Origin of the sequence: Microcoleus sp. Pol11C2, from assembly GCF_036701505.1 — a bacterium.
GTDB lineage: Bacteria > Cyanobacteriota > Cyanobacteriia > Cyanobacteriales > Microcoleaceae > Microcoleus.
The window spans coordinates 73,191-90,963 of record NZ_JAUBQX010000013.1; the positions used below are offsets into that span (position 1 = coordinate 73,191).

The 17,773-nt window shown below is 47.5% G+C and carries 14 protein-coding genes; 4 read left to right on the top strand and 10 right to left on the bottom strand.

Annotated elements, in window-relative coordinates; all coding sequences use genetic code 11:
* Nucleotides 1-147 precede the first annotated feature (147 nt).
* Nucleotides 148-936 carry an SDR family oxidoreductase gene (locus QUA42_RS10565; protein ID WP_333137249.1) on the bottom strand — a complete coding sequence of 263 codons (789 nt, stop codon included), beginning with the start codon at nucleotides 934-936 and terminating at the stop codon, nucleotides 148-150.
* A gap of 178 nt (nucleotides 937-1,114) precedes the next feature.
* Nucleotides 1,115-2,020 carry a nuclear transport factor 2 family protein gene (locus QUA42_RS10570; protein ID WP_333137250.1) on the bottom strand — a complete coding sequence of 302 codons (906 nt, stop codon included), beginning with the start codon at nucleotides 2,018-2,020 and terminating at the stop codon, nucleotides 1,115-1,117.
* Nucleotides 2,021-2,241: 221 nt separating this feature from the next.
* Between QUA42_RS10570 and murG the strand changes: the two genes are divergently transcribed.
* Nucleotides 2,242-3,306, top strand: coding sequence for an undecaprenyldiphospho-muramoylpentapeptide beta-N-acetylglucosaminyltransferase (gene murG, locus QUA42_RS10575; RefSeq protein WP_333137251.1), 1,065 nt, complete (start codon nucleotides 2,242-2,244; stop codon nucleotides 3,304-3,306).
* A 70-nt stretch (nucleotides 3,307-3,376) separates the two neighbouring features.
* On the opposite strand, the gene ureG is transcribed toward murG, so the two are convergent.
* From ureG to QUA42_RS10595, 4 genes are all read right to left on the bottom strand, one after another.
* Complete coding sequence (gene ureG / locus QUA42_RS10580) at nucleotides 3,377-3,976, bottom strand: urease accessory protein UreG (protein WP_333137252.1); 600 nt, start codon at nucleotides 3,974-3,976, stop codon at nucleotides 3,377-3,379.
* 51 nt (nucleotides 3,977-4,027) lie between these two features.
* Nucleotides 4,028-4,741, bottom strand: coding sequence for an urease accessory protein UreF (locus QUA42_RS10585; RefSeq protein WP_333137253.1), 714 nt, complete (start codon nucleotides 4,739-4,741; stop codon nucleotides 4,028-4,030).
* Between the two features lie 109 nt (nucleotides 4,742-4,850).
* On the bottom strand, nucleotides 4,851-5,288 hold the full coding sequence (ureE, locus tag QUA42_RS10590; protein ID WP_333137254.1) for an urease accessory protein UreE: 438 nt from the start codon (nucleotides 5,286-5,288) through the stop codon (nucleotides 4,851-4,853).
* A 430-nt stretch (nucleotides 5,289-5,718) separates the two neighbouring features.
* Complete coding sequence (locus QUA42_RS10595) at nucleotides 5,719-6,210, bottom strand: DUF4168 domain-containing protein (protein ID WP_333137255.1); 492 nt, start codon at nucleotides 6,208-6,210, stop codon at nucleotides 5,719-5,721.
* An 870-nt stretch (nucleotides 6,211-7,080) separates the two neighbouring features.
* Between QUA42_RS10595 and QUA42_RS10600 the strand changes: the two genes are divergently transcribed.
* Nucleotides 7,081-7,506 carry a DoxX family protein gene (locus tag QUA42_RS10600; protein WP_015177615.1) on the top strand — a complete coding sequence of 142 codons (426 nt, stop codon included), beginning with the start codon at nucleotides 7,081-7,083 and terminating at the stop codon, nucleotides 7,504-7,506.
* Entirely contained in the window at nucleotides 7,503-8,018 is a 516-nt protein-coding gene (locus QUA42_RS10605; RefSeq protein ID WP_190663473.1) for a DUF4385 domain-containing protein, read from the top strand. The genes QUA42_RS10600 and QUA42_RS10605 overlap by 4 nt, the downstream gene beginning before the upstream one ends.
* Nucleotides 8,019-8,119: 101 nt before the next feature.
* Here QUA42_RS10605 and QUA42_RS10610 read toward each other — a convergent pair whose 3' ends face one another.
* The 4 genes from QUA42_RS10610 to QUA42_RS10625 form a co-directional block, all read right to left on the bottom strand.
* Nucleotides 8,120-8,587 (bottom strand): regulatory protein RecX, encoded by a 468-nt coding sequence (locus QUA42_RS10610; protein WP_445301303.1) that lies wholly within the window; start codon nucleotides 8,585-8,587, stop codon nucleotides 8,120-8,122.
* A gap of 89 nt (nucleotides 8,588-8,676) precedes the next feature.
* Nucleotides 8,677-9,087 carry an AbrB family transcriptional regulator gene (locus QUA42_RS10615; RefSeq protein WP_172184952.1) on the bottom strand — a complete coding sequence of 137 codons (411 nt, stop codon included), beginning with the start codon at nucleotides 9,085-9,087 and terminating at the stop codon, nucleotides 8,677-8,679.
* Between the two features lie 1,506 nt (nucleotides 9,088-10,593).
* Nucleotides 10,594-12,294: a CHAT domain-containing protein gene (locus QUA42_RS10620; protein WP_333137257.1), complete on the bottom strand. Its 1,701-nt coding sequence runs from the start codon at nucleotides 12,292-12,294 to the stop codon at nucleotides 10,594-10,596.
* Nucleotides 12,295-12,298: 4 nt separating this feature from the next.
* A complete protein-coding gene (locus QUA42_RS10625) occupies nucleotides 12,299-12,553 on the bottom strand; it encodes a hypothetical protein (protein ID WP_333035660.1) in 255 nt (84 codons plus the stop codon).
* A gap of 1,417 nt (nucleotides 12,554-13,970) precedes the next feature.
* On the opposite strand from QUA42_RS10625, the gene QUA42_RS10630 reads away from it, so the two are divergent.
* Nucleotides 13,971-17,773, top strand: a 3,803-nt coding sequence (locus tag QUA42_RS10630; RefSeq protein WP_333137258.1) for a cadherin-like domain-containing protein, incomplete at its 3' end; no start/stop codon positions are given.

A 17,773-nucleotide genomic window follows, 5' to 3' on the forward strand; every position in this document is an offset into this window, starting at 1 on the left:
GGCAGAATTTGGGAGAATTTTTTGCTCAGCGTGCGATCGCCAAAAAAAACCCGGCCAAAATTGGTCGGGAGTTAATTAATCAGGGTGCATCTACCAATTAAGCTTCCTGAGAATTCCAGCGCCATCCGGACACTTACCACTAAAAACTCACAACTCTTTTCGGTGAACCAGAGTTGCACTAGCTTGGTCTGTCGGAACTAGCAAGACTTCGCTAATATTGACGTGGGGCGATCGCGTCGCGCAAAAATACACGACATCTGCTACATCGTCAGCAGTCAGCGGTGTCAATCCTTGATAGACATTTTTGGCTTTTTCTGCATCGCCGTGAAACCGGACATTGCTAAATTCTGTTTCCACCAAACCCGGCTCTATTTCCGTCACGCGTACTGGTGTTCCCAAAAGGTCTTGTTTCAACCCTTCAGAAATAGCTCTCACTGCTGCTTTGGAAGCGCAATAAACATTACCTTTCGGATAAGCTTGGCGGCCTGCTATGGAGCCGATATTCACTACGTGGCCCTGGCCTCGGCTTACCATTCCCGGCACTATCGCGCGAGTCATGTAAAGCAAGCCTTTAACATTGGTATCAATCATTTCTTCCCAATCTTGAAAGTTGCCTTCGTGGAGTTTGTCTAAACCGCGGCTCAATCCAGCATTGTTAATTAGAATATCAATGCTTTTCCACGCATCGGGAAGCGCAGCTATCGCCGATTCGACTTGCGGGCGATCGCGCACGTCCAATTCTAGCAAATAAATCTCCTTCGCCGACGCAATCAATTTTGTTTCTACAAGTTCGTTTGCCAATCGATCGAGTTTTTCAAGGCGGCGGGCTGCTAAAATTAGTTTGGCTCCACCTTTGGCGAATATCTTGGCACAGGCTGCTCCGATACCGCTACTCGCACCTGTAATGAAAACAATTTGGTTTTGGATAGAAATCATTTTTAATAATAAGGAAGAGGGAAAAGAGAAAAAATTTTGAGTTGGTATAAGATTAAGTCTGGTCAATTAACCATAATTATTGTAGAGGCAGGTTTAGCTAGTTCTCTCATTGGTATTAGAGATTTTACTTAAACCGCCACTACAGAAATTACCCAAATAACCCATAACACGTATGTTATTACTTGACAACCCGCAATCGCACACTAACTGTTGCAATTCCACCTTGTCGCATCAAAACTGCTGAAACCCACCGATTTTCGGGCGTAGCCGGAGCTTTACCTACTTTAAAAATTCCCCCGGAATTTAGCAACTCCAGCTCGACTTCTGAGGGATTAAAAAAGGTTTTTTCGCTAATGGGTTCCTCCAAAACAGTCCCTATTAAAATATCATCGCCGATGGGTTCTCTAACAATGGCATCAAAATGATACTCTTCGCCCACCTTAACTTGATCCGGAAAATTCACTTGAATTGTGGGAGGATTTTGCCCCGAACTAAGCTGAGTTTGTTCTGCTAAAATCTCTTGACTAACTATTTTTTCACCTTCAAAGCGCTGCTGGGAACGGATGGTAGCTTTGAGAGTTAATTCTCTGCCATCCTTTTTTTGAGTGCCGGCTATTGTAGTTATGGTTTCTGCGAGAATCGCGCTACCTTCGGTTTTCCAAGATTTGATCTCGGTGCGGTAATTTAAACTCGGATATCGATCCCAGAGTTGGGTGAGGGCTTTTTCCATGCTTTGGCTGTTTAAGCCGTCAGAATGAGTGAAATTCGGGCTGTAAAATGCCATAACTGCTTTGACATCACGCCGGTTGGCCGCTGCGTCTATTTCTGTTAGCACTTTTGTGAGTGGGGCAGGCGCATTTGCAGGGGTTTGGGCGATCGTTTGGGGAGTCGCCGCGATCGCACCGATCGCTCTTGCCGCACTCGGATGCAGCACGCCAGCACTTACCACTGTTAAACATAACAACATTTGAGCGATCGACTGCCCGCCGTTAAAGCCAAAAACGCTCGCCCGATCGGCTTTTTCGCCCCGACGGCTGGAAAAATACTGAGATACACTCGGCACTAAATTCAAAAAATTACGCATTAGATGATAATTTGGTTATTTGTCAGGAGTCGTGGCGCGGGCAACTGTTCGCCTGCAACGAAAACTGACAACGGAAGGAGGGACACGGCACAATCTAATTTTAGATTGCTGATTGAAAATTGGCTGAAACTGCCGGAATAATAAGCATAATAATCTAAAACCTCAAATATAAAATTGATCGACCTGTGGAACTTGTACTTGTAAAAAAAGAAACAAAAACCTTGACAAAAGCCCCCCTCCGGTTGTTGGTTGCAGCTAGCGGCACTGGTGGACATTTATTTCCTGCGATCGCCACCGCTAGTCAGTTGAACGACTGTCAGATCGAATGGCTAGGAGTCCCAGACCGCATGGAAACCGAGTTAGTTTCATCCCTTTACCCCCTCCACACGATTGCCGTGGAAGGCTTTCAGCAGCGATTTGGACTCGGTACACTGCGAATTTTGGGCGGACTCGCCGGCTCGGTCCTTCAGGTGCGGAAGTTGCTCAAAGCGGGAAATTTTCAGGGAGTGTTTACTACTGGCGGTTACATCGCAGCACCGGCAATTCTAGCGGCCCGTTCTTTGGGTTTGCCGGTAATCCTCCACGAATCTAATGCAATTCCCGGGAAGGTGACGCGCTGGTTTAGTCCTTTGTGCACTGCTGTGGCGATCGGATTTGAAGCAGCAGCCCAGCATTTACCCCGCGCAAAAACCGTGGTTGCTGGTACACCCGTGCGATCGCAATTCCTGACTCGCCAACCTCTAAATTTGTCAATTCCTGACAGCGTACCTGTTATTTTAGTCATGGGCGGCTCTCAAGGTGCGGTCGCAGTCAATAAGTTAGTGCGCGAGTGCGCTCCGGCTTGGTTTGAGGCGGGTGCTTGGGTGGTTCACCTCACCGGAAATAATGACCCGGATGCTGAGAGTTTGAAACACGAGCAATATTTGTCAATGCCATTTTACGACAATGTAGCGAGTTTGTTGCAGCGAGCAAATTTAGCAATTAGTCGATCGGGCGCGAGTGCTCTGACAGAATTAGCAGTGACGGGAGTACCTTCTATTTTAATTCCTTTTCCTCACGCCGCTGACGACCACCAAAGATTTAATGCGGAAGTATTTGCTAAAGCCGGTGCCGCCGTGGTATTCCGTCAAAGCGAACTGACAGCAGATGTGTTGCAAAGCAAAGTGTTGTATTTGTTAAGAGATTCCGAATATTTGGCAAAAATGTCTCAAGCAGCTTCTGAATTAGCAGTGAGAGACAGTACAGAACGTTTGGCTAATTTGGTCAAAGAATTGGTGGTGAGGTGATATTTTTTAGGATTTTTAACCGCAGATGAAGGCAGATGAAGGCAGATTAACGCAGATGAAGGCTGATGTTTTACACGACGATATGGGAGTGGATGAATTTAACTACTGATTCTAATCCTTCTTTGGTCTTCAGATTAGTAAAAACAAAAGGTTTGTCGCCGCGCATTTTTTTAGCGTCCCGTTCCATCACGCTCAAATCTGCTCCTACATAAGGGGCGAGGTCTATTTTATTAATTACCAACATATCAGATTTAGTAATTCCTGGCCCGCCTTTGCGTGGAATTTTATCGCCTGCAGCGACATCGATCACGTAAATTGTTAAATCTACTAACTCCGGGCTAAACGTTGCAGCCAAATTGTCGCCGCCACTTTCTACAAACACTAAATCTAAATCAGTGAATTTGTGTTCTAACTCTTCTATAGCTACTAAGTTAATGGAAGCATCTTCACGGATGGCTGTGTGGGGACAGCCTCCCGTTTCTACGCCCAAAATTCGATCGCTCTCCAAAGCTTGACTCCGAACCAAAAACTGGGCATCTTCCTGAGTATAGATATCATTAGTAACAACCGCAATCTGGTATTGCTGTCGCAGCGCTTTGCACAAAGCATCCAGTAAAGCTGTTTTCCCGGAACCAACTGGCCCAGCAATTCCTACACGAAAAGCACCCATAGCGATTTTATATTTTATATTTCAGATTTCAGATTTTATATTTTCTGATTTTCAACTGCGAAACAACCGAGTGTACTGAGTTTCGTGCGCCATGCTAGCCAGTCCTAATCCCCAACTGCAACTGCCAAGGTCATCATCTTCTAATTTTAAAACTTCTTGCGCCGTACAGCTAATTTGATACTGCAAATCTAACAGTAACTGTTGACCCGCTGTTTGACCTAGGGGAATCAGTTTAACACCTGCACTCGCCAAATTTGCAGCCCAACTGTATAAATATCCTAACACGGCCGCTTCCTCTTCTATCTGCCAGTTGGCGGCGGCAATGCCAAAGCCGATCGCAAAATTGCACGGATTGCCACCAAATTCCACCAAATCTTTTACACTTGTTGTTAACCCAGAAGAAACGGGCGATTCCCTGCGGGATAGCTTCGCTTCACGCAAATCTAGCAGCAACCTGACCAAAGTCCGCCCCATTTGCCAACTTTGCAAGCGCAACTCTTCTGTTTCCTTAGTAGCAGTCGCCCAAGCATTCCAGTAATTCAAAGCAGTCAAATCCCCTATCTTTGCCGCCCTCAAAGCCCGTACCACCACAGCGGCTTCTACTCGAACAGCCCCGAATTGCAGCGAATTTTCTAACCAATTTCTCAAAGTAATCTCGCTGTCGATCGCACCGGTTTCTACCAGACTTTCGATTCCCTCAGAATAACTATAAGCTCCCACAGGTGCAAAAGCTAGCTGCAACAAAGATAAAAGTTGATTGTTCACTGTTGACTGTTGACTGTTTACTTCTTGCTTCTTGAATGGCCGAAAGCAATTTATTCATAAGCCCTCGGACTCATCGGTGGGAGTAAATCTAAAATCTAAAATCTAAAATCTAATGGCTGTGCCCGTAAGCGCCCATTTCCGGCTGAAACGGCACAATTTCCTCTGTTACTTCCAAACCCATTTTTTCGAGCATTCCCTGCAACACAGAGTCGGGAGAAAGTCTTAAATAATTATCGGCAATTTCTAAAGCTACGTGGCGGTTTCCTAAATGATAAGCCGCCCGCATCAGTAGCAGCGGACTTGATGCCCGGGCTGTCAGCACCAGTTCTGGTTTTGCACTTACCAGTACCAAACAGCTACCGTCTTCCGACTGCAATAAATCTCGATCGCGCAGTACCGTACCTCTGGGCAAACTCAGGTGCAGTCTTTCCCCCGTTTCTGTCTCGAATCGGTGGCGACTGCGAGTGCGATCGTCCGCTGTCATTGGTACAGTAAAGCTGACAACAGCATCGGGATTGGCAGGTAAATGTTTGGTGAAAGTTAGCATTTTTATATTCTATTCCTCAGAGCAATTCACTTGACATTGAGTTTTTGAGGAATATCTTTTTTATAGCCGAAGGAATAAGGAAGACAGAAGTTCCCATCTTCAGCTCATGTTTCAGAAATTAAAAATGTCTTAATCGTGTTGGCGATCGCTATATCTCATTGCGATTTACAGCCAGTTGAAAAATATTCATCTCTCTGACCGCTCCCGTTCTGGTCTAATTACCAAATTTATGTTATTTTGTCAAGCACTTGAACACAGACGATCGCTTTTTTTTCAAAAAATTTTGCCTACCGTCTAGGAACTCGAACAATTTAAATCTCCAATATATTGTTGGGGGGAGGTAGCGGTTAGGCATCCTGCTTGCCCTGAACAAGCTTTTATGGAGAAGTCTAATAGAACGGGAGAGGAAGAAAGACTCAAACCATCAAGTTTATTGATTGCCCGCTTGTTGCAGTCGCAGGAGCTCGGCTTGAATTCGCTGTTTGACTGCCGGATCCGCTTGCTGGAGCAAAGTAAGCTGGTTGAAGCGACTAACTGTCAAACCATTGGTTTCGATAACTTTTTTAGCTTGTTGGCAGTAATTCACCGCGATGCCGCGAACACCTCCAGACAACCTATTAATTTCCTGAGTTTCGTTGCACACTACTCTGGGAACCGAGCCCCCAGCGATTCCTTTAATTTCGTTATAAGCTTCCACCCGTCTGGGTTCTATTGCCAACACAGCGCGAGCGTAGCTAGTAATTTCTTCGCTGCTAATTTCTTGAGCTTGGGCAGCAGATCCGAAAACGAGGTTTGGGGATTGTCCATACAAACCGGGCGCCCATCCGCTAGCTAAAGCTGCTGCTGAAAAGATGCCAAGCAACAGCGATTGTCGCAGCATCCGGTTTATGCCAAATTTAGAGGTGTTTAGTGAGGTGTTCATGGTCGTCGGTGATTGATTTCGTGTAGATAAAAATGACACAGCGCTTGGAGGCTCAATCTTTTTGAATAATGTGTTGGGTAAAAAGTTCCTGCCGTGGGTGACTATTTTGAATTCCAGCAGGATGGTTGGGGAGTTGCTACGACGATCGACTTTTTAGCAAATTCAATAATTTCATTCATTATAACATCTGTCGGAAGTTGACAAAATTCAAACTTTAGATAGTCATTTTAATTACAGAGCGTTCCCGAATTGCCTCTCCCAATAATTCTAAAAGCGCAAATATTAAATAATTCTAAAAGTTATTGACAAATTACTCGCCTTAATTAAGCTACTCAAGGTACGGGCTAGCAAAGCTATCTTCCCGCTAGGGTTCCCCAAGGTTAGGGAAGCGCCTGGAAGGCTAGGTCAAATTTAGCAGCAATCGCACTCATCAATTGCGGCGATGATTTATTTAATGTTAAGCGATGGTGCATTTGTCGATCAAGAAAATCCCCCACTGGTTTGGCTGGTGACGAAGCCAAAGCCAGAACAAAAATCATGTTTCACTACCCGAAGATAGAGACAGCAACAGGGTACTAGAGATTAAAATCTTGTTATCAAAATGTGCGCTATCTGTTTTTGGCAGTCAACGCCTAGGCCTTCGATTCCATTTCTCACGTCCTCCAGTTTGGGGGGGTGAAAAATTGTCTGGGAGTTACCCAGAAACCTGGTGTTTATACGAAATAAAATCGTTACAGCCATCAGCAAGAGCAGACAAACCCGGAAAGCTGGAATTTTTGTGCCTCAGTTTTATTGTCATATCGCTCGCAGATAGCGAATTTTGGCAAGCATTATCGCAGAACTTTAACAGTTATTAATTACCCCTTGCCCATGAAAAGTCAAAAAGAAATTTGGCGAGTTATTCTCGCAGTAGCTATCAGTATTGTAGGCGTGCTGCACTTTGCAGTACCCGCACCTTTTATCAGAATTGTGCCACCCCAGCTTCCTTACCCGGAAGCCTTGGTTTATATCAGCGGTTTTTTCGAGATTTTGGGCGGAATTGGGCTGTTAGTTCCTCCTGTGAGCAGGGCGGCGGCGTGGGGATTAATTGCCTTGTTTATTGCCGTGTTTCCAGCTAATATCAATCAAGCCGTCAACAACATTCCGATAGAAGGGATTCCCCACAACCAATTACTGTATTGGTTCAGGCTGCCTTTTCAAGCTGTCTTGATTGCTTGGGCCTGGGTTTATACCCAACCAGACGAAGGGAAACCCCGGGCTTCTATAGTTCCCGATAGAACAGAAAATGCCCGATGAAGCAGTTCGACTACTCTTTGGATTTTAAGAACATCGACTTTCGACAGCACCCGGAACTTTATCGGGTAGGGAAAGGAGAACAGGGAGTGCTGTTGGTGGAACCCTACAAAGGAGAAATTCTGCCTTTCTGGAGATTTAAGACTCCTGAAATTGCCAGAGAGTCCAGCAGCAAAATTTACTCCTTGTTTTTAGAGTATCTCGATCGCGAAGATTTTGTGGGAGCCGATATGGCCCGCAAGTTCTTGCAGATGGGGTATACTCGATCGCGTCGCTACGCCAACCACAAAAGCGGTCGAAAATACCAGCAAAACCCTCAGAAGCTGAAGTCTGTTGCAGAGCAAACCGCAGCTCGAAAAGATATTTTGCCGCTACAAGCAGATCCGGTGAAAGCAGAATCGGCCGCCATTTTTCAAGAGAAATGGATGCTTGCCAAAATCAACGAGAAATATCTCGAGCTTTTAGCCAGACACCGACAGATGTACGAATCTTATTTAGTCAACGCTGAGGATTGACATACATTTACAAAAACTCAGAACTTACACTTTAGCCCCGTCGGCAGCAGTGTAGTTGTGCTTGCCTATCTGAGCCACACCTATTTGCGTGGCCCTACTATTTACTCGTCATCTTCTTCTGTTTGCCACTGTCGCCAAATTTCAAAGGCATTAAAGCCCCTGTATTGCAGGTAATTCAAGACTTTGCCCTTGGTTTTCGGATCTGCTTTACCCCAAGTATCGATCTTGTATTTCCGCATGACTTTGGCTTTTAATTCGGCCAGTTTTTCTGCTTCGGAGTCCTGATTTTCGGCAAGTTCTTCTTCCCAGACTTGCTCGAACAAATCGTTGGTAATTCCTTTTTGCAGGCACTTGCGCTTGATGGCTGACTTCCCGTATTTGCCTGCTGCAGAGGCGATCGAGTTTGCCACCAAGCGAGTGTCGGACTGATAGCCGCGGTCTTGAATTTGCGCGATCGCCTCCAATATTTCCTCATTGCCAAAACCTTTCTCTTGCCCCTTTTTGCGAAGTTCAGAGGCACTGTAGTCTTTGCGGGACAAGAGAAAATAGAAATAGTCAAGACAGCTCATCAGTTAAATCGAAGGGTGGCGCGCAAATACTCATGTAGCGAAGCCAAATCCAGTCGCCTTGCTATCGGCTGACTGCATCGCGATCGCCTCTATTCTTCTGTATCCTCCTCTTCATCATCCACATCCACATCCGGTCTGTCCACATCGATCTGAATCAAGCGAATGTGCTTGTATCCGAGCTTAATTTCAAACTCGTCTCCCGGCTTTAATCCCATTTCTTGGGTATAATTTGCCCCGATCACGATCGAACCATTCTTGTGAACGCTAGCTCGATAACTTGCTTCTCGCCCGCGTCCGTCTGCTTTAGACTTCTCTAGCTCAATGCCCTTAGCAGCTAACACTGCATCGTAAAACTCAGCCAGATTAATCCGGGTTTCTCCACTTTTGCTGACCGTGAAGTAGCCGCAAAGCTTTGCAAGTTCTCTGCGTGGCAAATCACTGCCTTTGATTTTTTGAAGCAGACCTTTTCCTGTTAAGGGTGCTGTAGCTGTTTCTGCCATTGACCGTACCTCGCTTATTGGACTTTACTTATATCAATTACAACACATTAGATTAACTTTGTTTCACTGTCAATACTAAGAATTCTGAATATTAAGATTCTGGATAAATTTCTGTGGCCTCAAGACCGGGGGTGCAAGTAAGGATGCTCGAAGGGCGATCAATTTGCACCTCGCGGCCCAAATGCTTGTCTAAGCCTCGGACAGATCGCGCGGGGAATTATTGTCGCAAATTAAATGCTTTACTTTTTTACACTAAAGTCTGTTCCCTGCATTCACCAATCCCCGATTGTGTCTGCGGTCAAGGTCAAAATAAGACAGCCCTGAATGGAAATACCTAGAACGCGGCCATTGCAAATCTGCCGAAAGCATTTACCGGCGCGGGGTTAACTTTTACCTCAACAAGACGAGGCAGCACTTGTTCTCAATGTCACTGCCAGCTACTTGTAAATTCTATTTTTCGGGCTGGAAATCCCCTCAAAACCCCAAATACCAACGAGCAATCTTCTATTAAGGTGTTGAGCATATAACTTCTACAGAACGCAGTGTGGGGAAGGCAATTAGGTAAAAATTGAAGGAAATTTCACCTCTTCTTTGAACGGGTTGAAGCTAAAACCCGACTCAATGGGCGCGGCAGAAACATCGGGCAGCCACTAAGAGGGGAATAATTTTGATCGGGTGAGATTGCTTGGCGACTCTTAACACTTCGCCAGGAATCTGTAGATCTCTAGGGGGAACTCGGGAAAATCCTCCTCCTCCGGCCCCAATCCAGAGAATTTGAGGTTATTTCCACAGGGGAATTGAAAAAGACCGAGTTAAATGCACAACTGCTTAAATGTTTGATGCACTACAAATTAGCGGCGGTTCCCGGCATGGAGTTTCGATGGAAATGTATTGGTTTCGACTCGTGGCCTGTAAACTGCCATACTCTCAAAATTTATGTACCAACTTGAGGGGCGCGTCAAACTTACAGCCACTTCCATAATTAATTATTGTGAAATATAGCAAGCGCGGTGACGGTGAGGACGTTCTTAATGGTTGCAACTATGGCTTTTATTGTCTTGTGCCGAATGACGAATGCTCCTGGTGCCGAATCAGCCCGCCCAAAAACACATACAAGCCACCGACTCCTGTCGTGGAGAGATCAAAATTTTAGAGTCTTGTTCCAGTTCCCATATTTGTCTGTCGAGTAAATTTAAAATCTCCAATCCTTCGACTCAGGCTTCAAGCCGAAGTCTAAAATCTACAATCTACTGACTAATTTCATATCAAGCAGTCCCGGGCTTACTCTCTCGACGAGAACCCGGTTTCTTCCTAGATGCTTGGTTGCGCTGCTGCTTATTTTCGGTAAAAACCGGCTTGATGAAGGTAAGTCCGAGATTCGATCGAGCAGCATACTTTTGATCACTTTTCCAGCGGGAGCCTATAACGAACGGCCAGCAAAAACCCCACCCACTTTGGAGCTATGCCAAGAGGGTCTAAATTCCGCATTGCAGTGGGCGATCGCTTTTAGTGACGTTGTTGCAGGTAATTTTGCGACAGGGGAGTCCGTACCGCCGGCAGTAACTCTTCTGGTTTCGTGCTTCGCTGGTTCGAGTACCGCCACCCAAAAAAGCCAGCACTCAAAGCAACGGGGAACAAGCAAAGCATCAGGGCGACAGATTTTTTCAACCCCGGTTTTTTTAACGGTTTCTGAGTCGCTGCAGCGGCGCGAGTTGCTTGGATCGCCGAACACTCAGAATTAGGAATAGAGGACGGCGAAGCCGTCGGTGAGTTTGGTGAATTAGTAGCATCGGGTCGCTCGTTCTGGTGAACCCAATCCCTGCGATCTTTTAATTGGTCGGGAAAGTATTCCCAGACTTCGCCGTCAGAATTGTCTGACTCATGCGATCGATTGGCTGGGATTGGGGGGTATTGGGCGATCGCCGAAACCGAAGACGGAGCCTTCCATTCTGTACCCGCGAGCGCCGGTTGCGTTCCCGACGCGATTATGTGCACCATAGAACCGGATGTCCCGCTGTGGGCTGGGGCGCCGATCAAATAGCCGTCAAAGTCCGGGTGCTGGTAGAGAATGGGCAAAGCCCAGTATAGCTGGTGAGAACCGTAGGCAGAAATTAGCCCAGCTCTGGCCCGGCTCAGGCTGAGATCAACTGGATAGCCTTGATTGAGGTTGCGGTAAAACAACCGCGTCAGAGTTAGGGCGACATCGTCGGGGATGCTTTCGGCCATTGCTAGCACTGCCGGAATGCCCCGCTTCACTAGAGCTTCGGTTAAGTTCCGTTCCGGGCTGTCGTCCGCGAGATCTGAGGGGTCGCCGTAGGCGCCGCGGCAGGAGTTGAACACGGCCATCTGAATACCGTTGTTAACAAGCAATCCAGCTAAGTCGTCGCCACTCAAGGTTTCGGTTAAGCCGGTGCGGCTGCTGACTAGGTAGAGTTCGCCACCTCTGGAACCTAAGTTGCTGTGGCCTGCGTAGTGCAGGACTTGGTAGTGTCCTTGTTCTAGGGCTTGGGTAAGTTGTTCTCGATCGGGCTGTTCGAGAATAGTCAGTTGAATTTCCGGAGAATGCGGGCTGTTTTTGAGAGGATTAGCGCTGCGGTTTTGGAGTTCTTGTTGCAGGTGAAGCACTTCTCGCTTGAGCTGCAAGCTGTCTCGATCGCTCGGAGAGGCGATCGCCATTAAAATTTTTAGCGGCCCGCTACTAGGCAGTATCCGGGTTTGTTTGAACAAACTTGTACCTGGTTGGTAGCGAGAAAACACGACATCGGTGCCGGTTGCCAAAGGGCGATCGCCGGCGTGCAGAACTTCCCACGGCAGCCGCGGCAAGCGCCGGCCTTTGAGTCCGAGTCGCAGTTGCAGGACTTCTCGACGGTGCTGGGCGATGCCTTGAGCGCAAGTCCAGCTATCGCGCAAGTTTCCTTGAAACAGCCCGCTGTATAATTGTTGCCCGAGGGCTACTAAATTCGGCCCTGAGTTGTGTCCCGAACGGGAGATCCCGCGACCAGCAAAACTGCTTCCCTGTACTGCTTTTCCTTGGAGCAAGCCCACCAGCGGGTCGTTCATCAGTTGAGCAGAGAGTGCAAGCCATTCATTGATGGGCCAGCGGACTTGTTGTTCGGCTAAGGGTACACCGGGTGCAACCCTTTCAGTCCGCACTAGATATTCGTCGTCTCCAACTGGAGTGACTGAGAGTTGAAATTCCTGGCTCACGGATTTAGCGCCCTCCCGCCTTAATTCTGAATTTGCCTGCGTTTTTGCGGCTAGCAATAGCGATCGGCAAAATAATTTTTACTTTTTCAATCAAAGTTTCTGAATGCGCTTCCCCCGATCGGGCGATCGCTAGGGTCATATATATTTGTTCAAACACTTTGAGGATATAAAAGTTGTACTTTAATAACAGTTTATTAGTTTTGATTGCCCTGTGGCTCGGTGAAAGCCGAATTTTCTGCAATCTTTGTATCTTTAACATTTTGCACCTCTACCGCAGACCCCTTTAGATTCGTCGTGAACTTGAGTTTCTCATTGCTGAGTAAAGTTAAATTGGAGGCACTTTACCAGGCGGATCTCTAGTTCTTATTAAAATTACTTCGGCTCTCGCCAACCGGTTTCAGGGTAATATCGCAGGGAAAGTTGAGTATTTTATTTTTTTTGGCGATCGGTCGATCGGTCTTTACCGCTTATCCTCTACCACCAACCCCCCATGTGTAATCTTGATTTTGTGTCAATTAATTAATTGGTCAGCCCTAGCCTCTCATCCGTAAGCCCTCCGCCCTCATCCTTAAGACCTCAGTGGCGATCGGTAATCGATAGTTGATCATCGATAATTGCTAATAACTTATTGCTAATTTCCCGCTTTTATGATATAGAAAACTTTTAATTTAACTCTCTTAATCTAGTTAAAGTTAAGCAGCAAAAATAAACGTCAGCAGCCAAGAACTCTCAACAATACAACGGCAATCAAATTATTCCGGTACTCTCCAGCAACCATGATTTTTGGCATCTAGAGGATTATGCCTCATCAGGCCGGTTTCTCGGAGAATTATTGGATTTGGTAGCGAAGCCTTTACAAAACAACAGGGTTGGGCAGCCTCGCCGTGGGTCGTGCCCGCTCAAAATGCCGATCGAGCTTGCAACTGTCACCAAAAACGAATTCTGCTCCTTTACTACTTTTTGGCAAATTTTGCAATCCTTCTTGAGATAGATATATTTTGGCATAATTCTTAGTATTGATCCGAAAAAAAATTTTTCTCAGTTCGTGAGGTTTACTCAAATCGAGAAAAATTTGTGCAACTGAAAATTAGAACAAATATTTGCCCGGACGAATTATCTAAATTTTTAATTAATCATCGGGAACTAAAATTAAGAAGGTGCTGTCGTTTAGTCAAGAGATTCAAATCCTAAGTCAGGGAAGGATTTGTGAAAGCTGGGAGTGTTACAAAAATTCAATACACCCAGCAAAGCTCGGAAAAAATGCAAGGGAAAAATTTGGGGGATACAGGTTTTGGGTAGTTATTTAGGAGTTGTCAGTTGCGAGTTTAAGTTCAGCTAATTCACTGTAGAAATTACGTAGAAAATCTACAATCAGGGGCCATTCAGCCCAGCTTACTGTAGAAAATACCGAGAACATCTCAAATGCTCGGCGCTTCGGCGCAGTAATTACAGTGTAGGTTGCGGCTCAATTAATTTTGGTACGCAATTGCCGAATATAAAACTCGCAACAGAGCGAAAAAAACCTTGCGGTTTAAGTGGCATCTATAATAGTAAAGATGAGGAAACCAGCTCCTCTAGCAGGCGAAAGCATGAAGTTAAAAATTTTTCTTCTGCAGCCTCCTGTTTGCTGATAAATTGATTCTAAGAAGCTTACCATTTTTTGGGAAATATCAACGATGGCAGACGAAAACTTGAAATTAGAAGAAACACCGGGAAAACGTTCTCCCGCTCAAAATGAAACACAAAATCCTGTCGGGGATTTAGGCGACGACAGCTCTACAATTTCCGATGATGATTTAGCCAAGTTAATTAACGACGCGCTCGCCGAAAAGACCGACGGCTTTAACACCACTCAATCTCCAGATCCGTCTAACGGCGTACAGGAAGAAGGTACTACTGATGACAGCCAAATGGCGGAATCTACCGGCGTACTAGAAGAAGGTGTGGGCGACATAGATGACTTAGACGATGGCAGCGGCATCAATCGCCGCCGGACGCTCGAAGGTAGCGATGATGATGACGTAATTGTCGCCACCGACGATAACGAGGAGGTATACGGTAAAAAAGGCAAGGACAAAATCAAAGGAAACCCTCGCAAAAAAAATAAAATCTTCGGCGGTAAAAATGACGATGATTGCGAGGGTGGCGATGAGGATGATGAAGTAAGGGGCGATCGTGGCAACGACACCGTTAAGGGCGGCCAAGGCAACGACAAGGTTAATGGCGGTAAAGATAACGACAGCCTTTTTGGCGGTACCGGCAATGACACCTGCGAAGGTGATGACGGCGATGACTCGGCCCACGGCAACGAAGGAGAGGATGACGTTAAGGGCGGCGCCGGCAACGATACCGTCTATGGCGGCAAAGGCAACGACGATTGTGAGGGCGACGAAGGCAACGATGTCGTCAGGGGCGATCAGGGCAACGACGATTGTGAGGGCGGCGCAGGCAACGATACCATTAACGGCGGCAAAGATAACGATACTGTTAGCGGCGGTGTAGGCAGCGACAACTGTGGAGGCGACGACGGCGACGACAATGTTAGCGGCGGCGACGGCAACGATACCGTTAGCGGCGGTGCCGGCAGCGACAACTGTGGAGGCGACGACGGCGACGACAGCGTGATGGGCGGTGCCGGCGACGATACCGTGCTCGGCGGTGCCGGCAGCGACAACTGTGCAGGCGACGACGGCGACGACAGCGTTAGCGGTGGCATCGGCGACGATACCGTGATGGGCGGCGACGGCAGCGACAACTGTGCAGGCGACGACGGCGACGACAGCGTGATGGGCGGTGCCGGCGACGACAGCGTGATGGGCGGTGCTGGCAACGATACCCTCGTTACTGGCGACGGCAATGACACGGCAGACGGCGGCGACGGCGACGACAGCGTTAGCGGCGGCGGTAACGGCGACGATACGCTGATGGGCGGCAACGGCAACGATACGCTGATGGGCGGTACTGGCAACCATACCTGTGTCGGCGGTGCTGGAGATGACGTTTTTGTCATCGGTAGACCTACTACTGCCAGCGGTTCAGCAGTGATCACTGACTACGAAGATGGCAAGGACAAGTTTGTGCTGGTTGGCGACTTGAACTTTAGCGAGTTGAAGTTTGTACAAGCCGGTGAGGATACCGAAATTCGGCTCAATGACAAGACGCTGGCGCGATTGGCGAAGGTCGACGCAAAGGTTATCGATGCTAACGACTTTGTGGGACTTAATCCTCAAACTCCAACTCCCACTCCAAGTCCAAGTCCAACTCCAACTCCAACTCTCACTCCGATTTCTAACCCTCCGCAAGTGGGAGCTAATAAGCCCTTGACTGTTGGTTCCAGCGGCGACGAGCAAATTATTACTCCTGATTTGTTGCAGGTTGTCGCAGACGAGCAAGGTCCTGGCGGCACAGTCTACACAGTAACCGAGCTGTCCGATCCTACAACCGGCCAACTATTCTTTAACGGAGTCGCCGTAACACAAGTCGGTTTTACCTTCACTCAAGCAGACATTAACGCAGGCTTGGTAAGGTTCAAAGCGACACGAGGTTATCAGGGTGAGGCTGGTTTTGGTTTTAAAGTTAGCAACGGCACAAGAGATCTCATCAACCAGCGTTTTAGCTTCAATGTCGAGGCAAATTTCTTTAATTTTGCTGGCACTACACAACCTCAAGTTATTGTCGGTTCTGCGACCCTGGATAACGACATCGTAGGCAGCGATGGTGCCGATAACATTACAGGCGGCAAAGGTAAGGACACAATCATCGGCGGCAAAGGTAAGGACACAATCATCGGCGGCGATGATGGTGACAATATCGAAGCTGGCGATGACGATGACAATATCGAAGCTGGCGGCGGCAATGACACATTAAAAGCAGGCAAAGGCAACGACACAGTTAAAGGCGGCGATGGCGCTGACGAGATCGACGGCGACGATGAGGATGACGAGATCGACGGTGGCATCGGCGATGACACAGTAATAGGCGGTGCTGGGAATGACGTATTAACAGGAAATGAGGGCAATGACACGATCGAAGGCGGCCTAGGAACCAATACTATAATTGTGGGTCCTGGACGGGATGTCGTTCGTTACCTGACTTCCCGGGAAGACATTCAAACAGTTGCAGAAGCTGACTTTATTGCTGACTTTGATGTCAATGAGGATGTTTTAGAGCTTTCTAACGCAGCTTTTAGTATCGGCGCTTCTATCTTGACCAAAGTGGAGATTACTGCTACTTCTACTCCTGGGTCGATCGGCCTCGGTAATTTCCTCGACTTCACCACGGATATCACTGTTCGCAGCATCGCGACTTTGGTATTGCGGTTTGCACAGTTGGGCGGCAACCCAGACGTGCCTGTTTTCTGTCAGTTTATAGATGCCGAGACCGGCCGTGTCGTGATGGTATATGGTGTTCAGGGGCGCTTGGATATTCTGGCGAGTTTCTCGCTGAGCGTTCGCCTGGATGTCAAGAACTTTGTCTTCACGGGCCCGCCACTAAATATTCCTGTCGGTACTGCCGGCCCTGACAATGTGGATTTCACCACTTCTCCGGCCCGAGTTAATTACGATGGTTTAGCAGGCGATGACAAGATTGTCGGCAGCAATTATAACGATAGCCTCAAGGGCGGCGACGGCAACGATACCATCACCGGCGGCCTCGGTTTGGATGTCATAAGCGGCGGCACTGGTTCGGATCTGTTTGTTTACAGGACAACTAAAGAAGGCGGCGATAAAATTACCGACTTTACTGTTGGGGTAGACAAATTCGAGTTTAGCGCGAGCGCTTTCGGCAATTTGACTACGACTAACTTTGACGGTGTTAGCGGGGTTTCTCCTGACATTACTGGCAAAGAGTTAGTGATTTTCACAGGCGGAAGTTATGCCTCTTTGGAAGCTGCACAAGCTACAGCCCTGGGCAATTCTACAACTGCTGGTTTCTTCGCATTTACTAATGCCTCGAACGAAACGGTGTTGTATTTTGACTCGAACGGTACCGAAGCGGGTGGTTCTACCTTGATTGCGAATCTGGGTACGGCTGCTAGCAATCTGGGAACGGCGGACTTTGTATTTACAGGTACGATCGCCTCTCCTGCTGGTACTACTACCAACTCAGGCAGCGTTGTTGATTTAACTGCTGTTGGGAACACTTACCCGACCGGAGTTAACAATTTCGGTTCAGGTGCTGGCGGTTACAATTTCACCACTCCTGTCTTGTTTACCGGAAATGCTGATGCTAACAGCGTCACTGGTACTGAGTTTGCTGACATCCTCAGCGGCGGCAGCGGTGCAGATCTTCTGACTGGCGGTGCTGGTGCGGATCTGTTTGTTTACAAAGCAGCAGGTGAAGGCGGTGATACGATTACTGACTTTACTGCTGGAACTGACAAATTCCAGTTTGTCAGCGGTGCTTTCGGCAATTTGACTACGACTAACTTTGACGGTGTGAGCGGTTCAACTCCTGACATTACTGGCAAAGAGTTCGT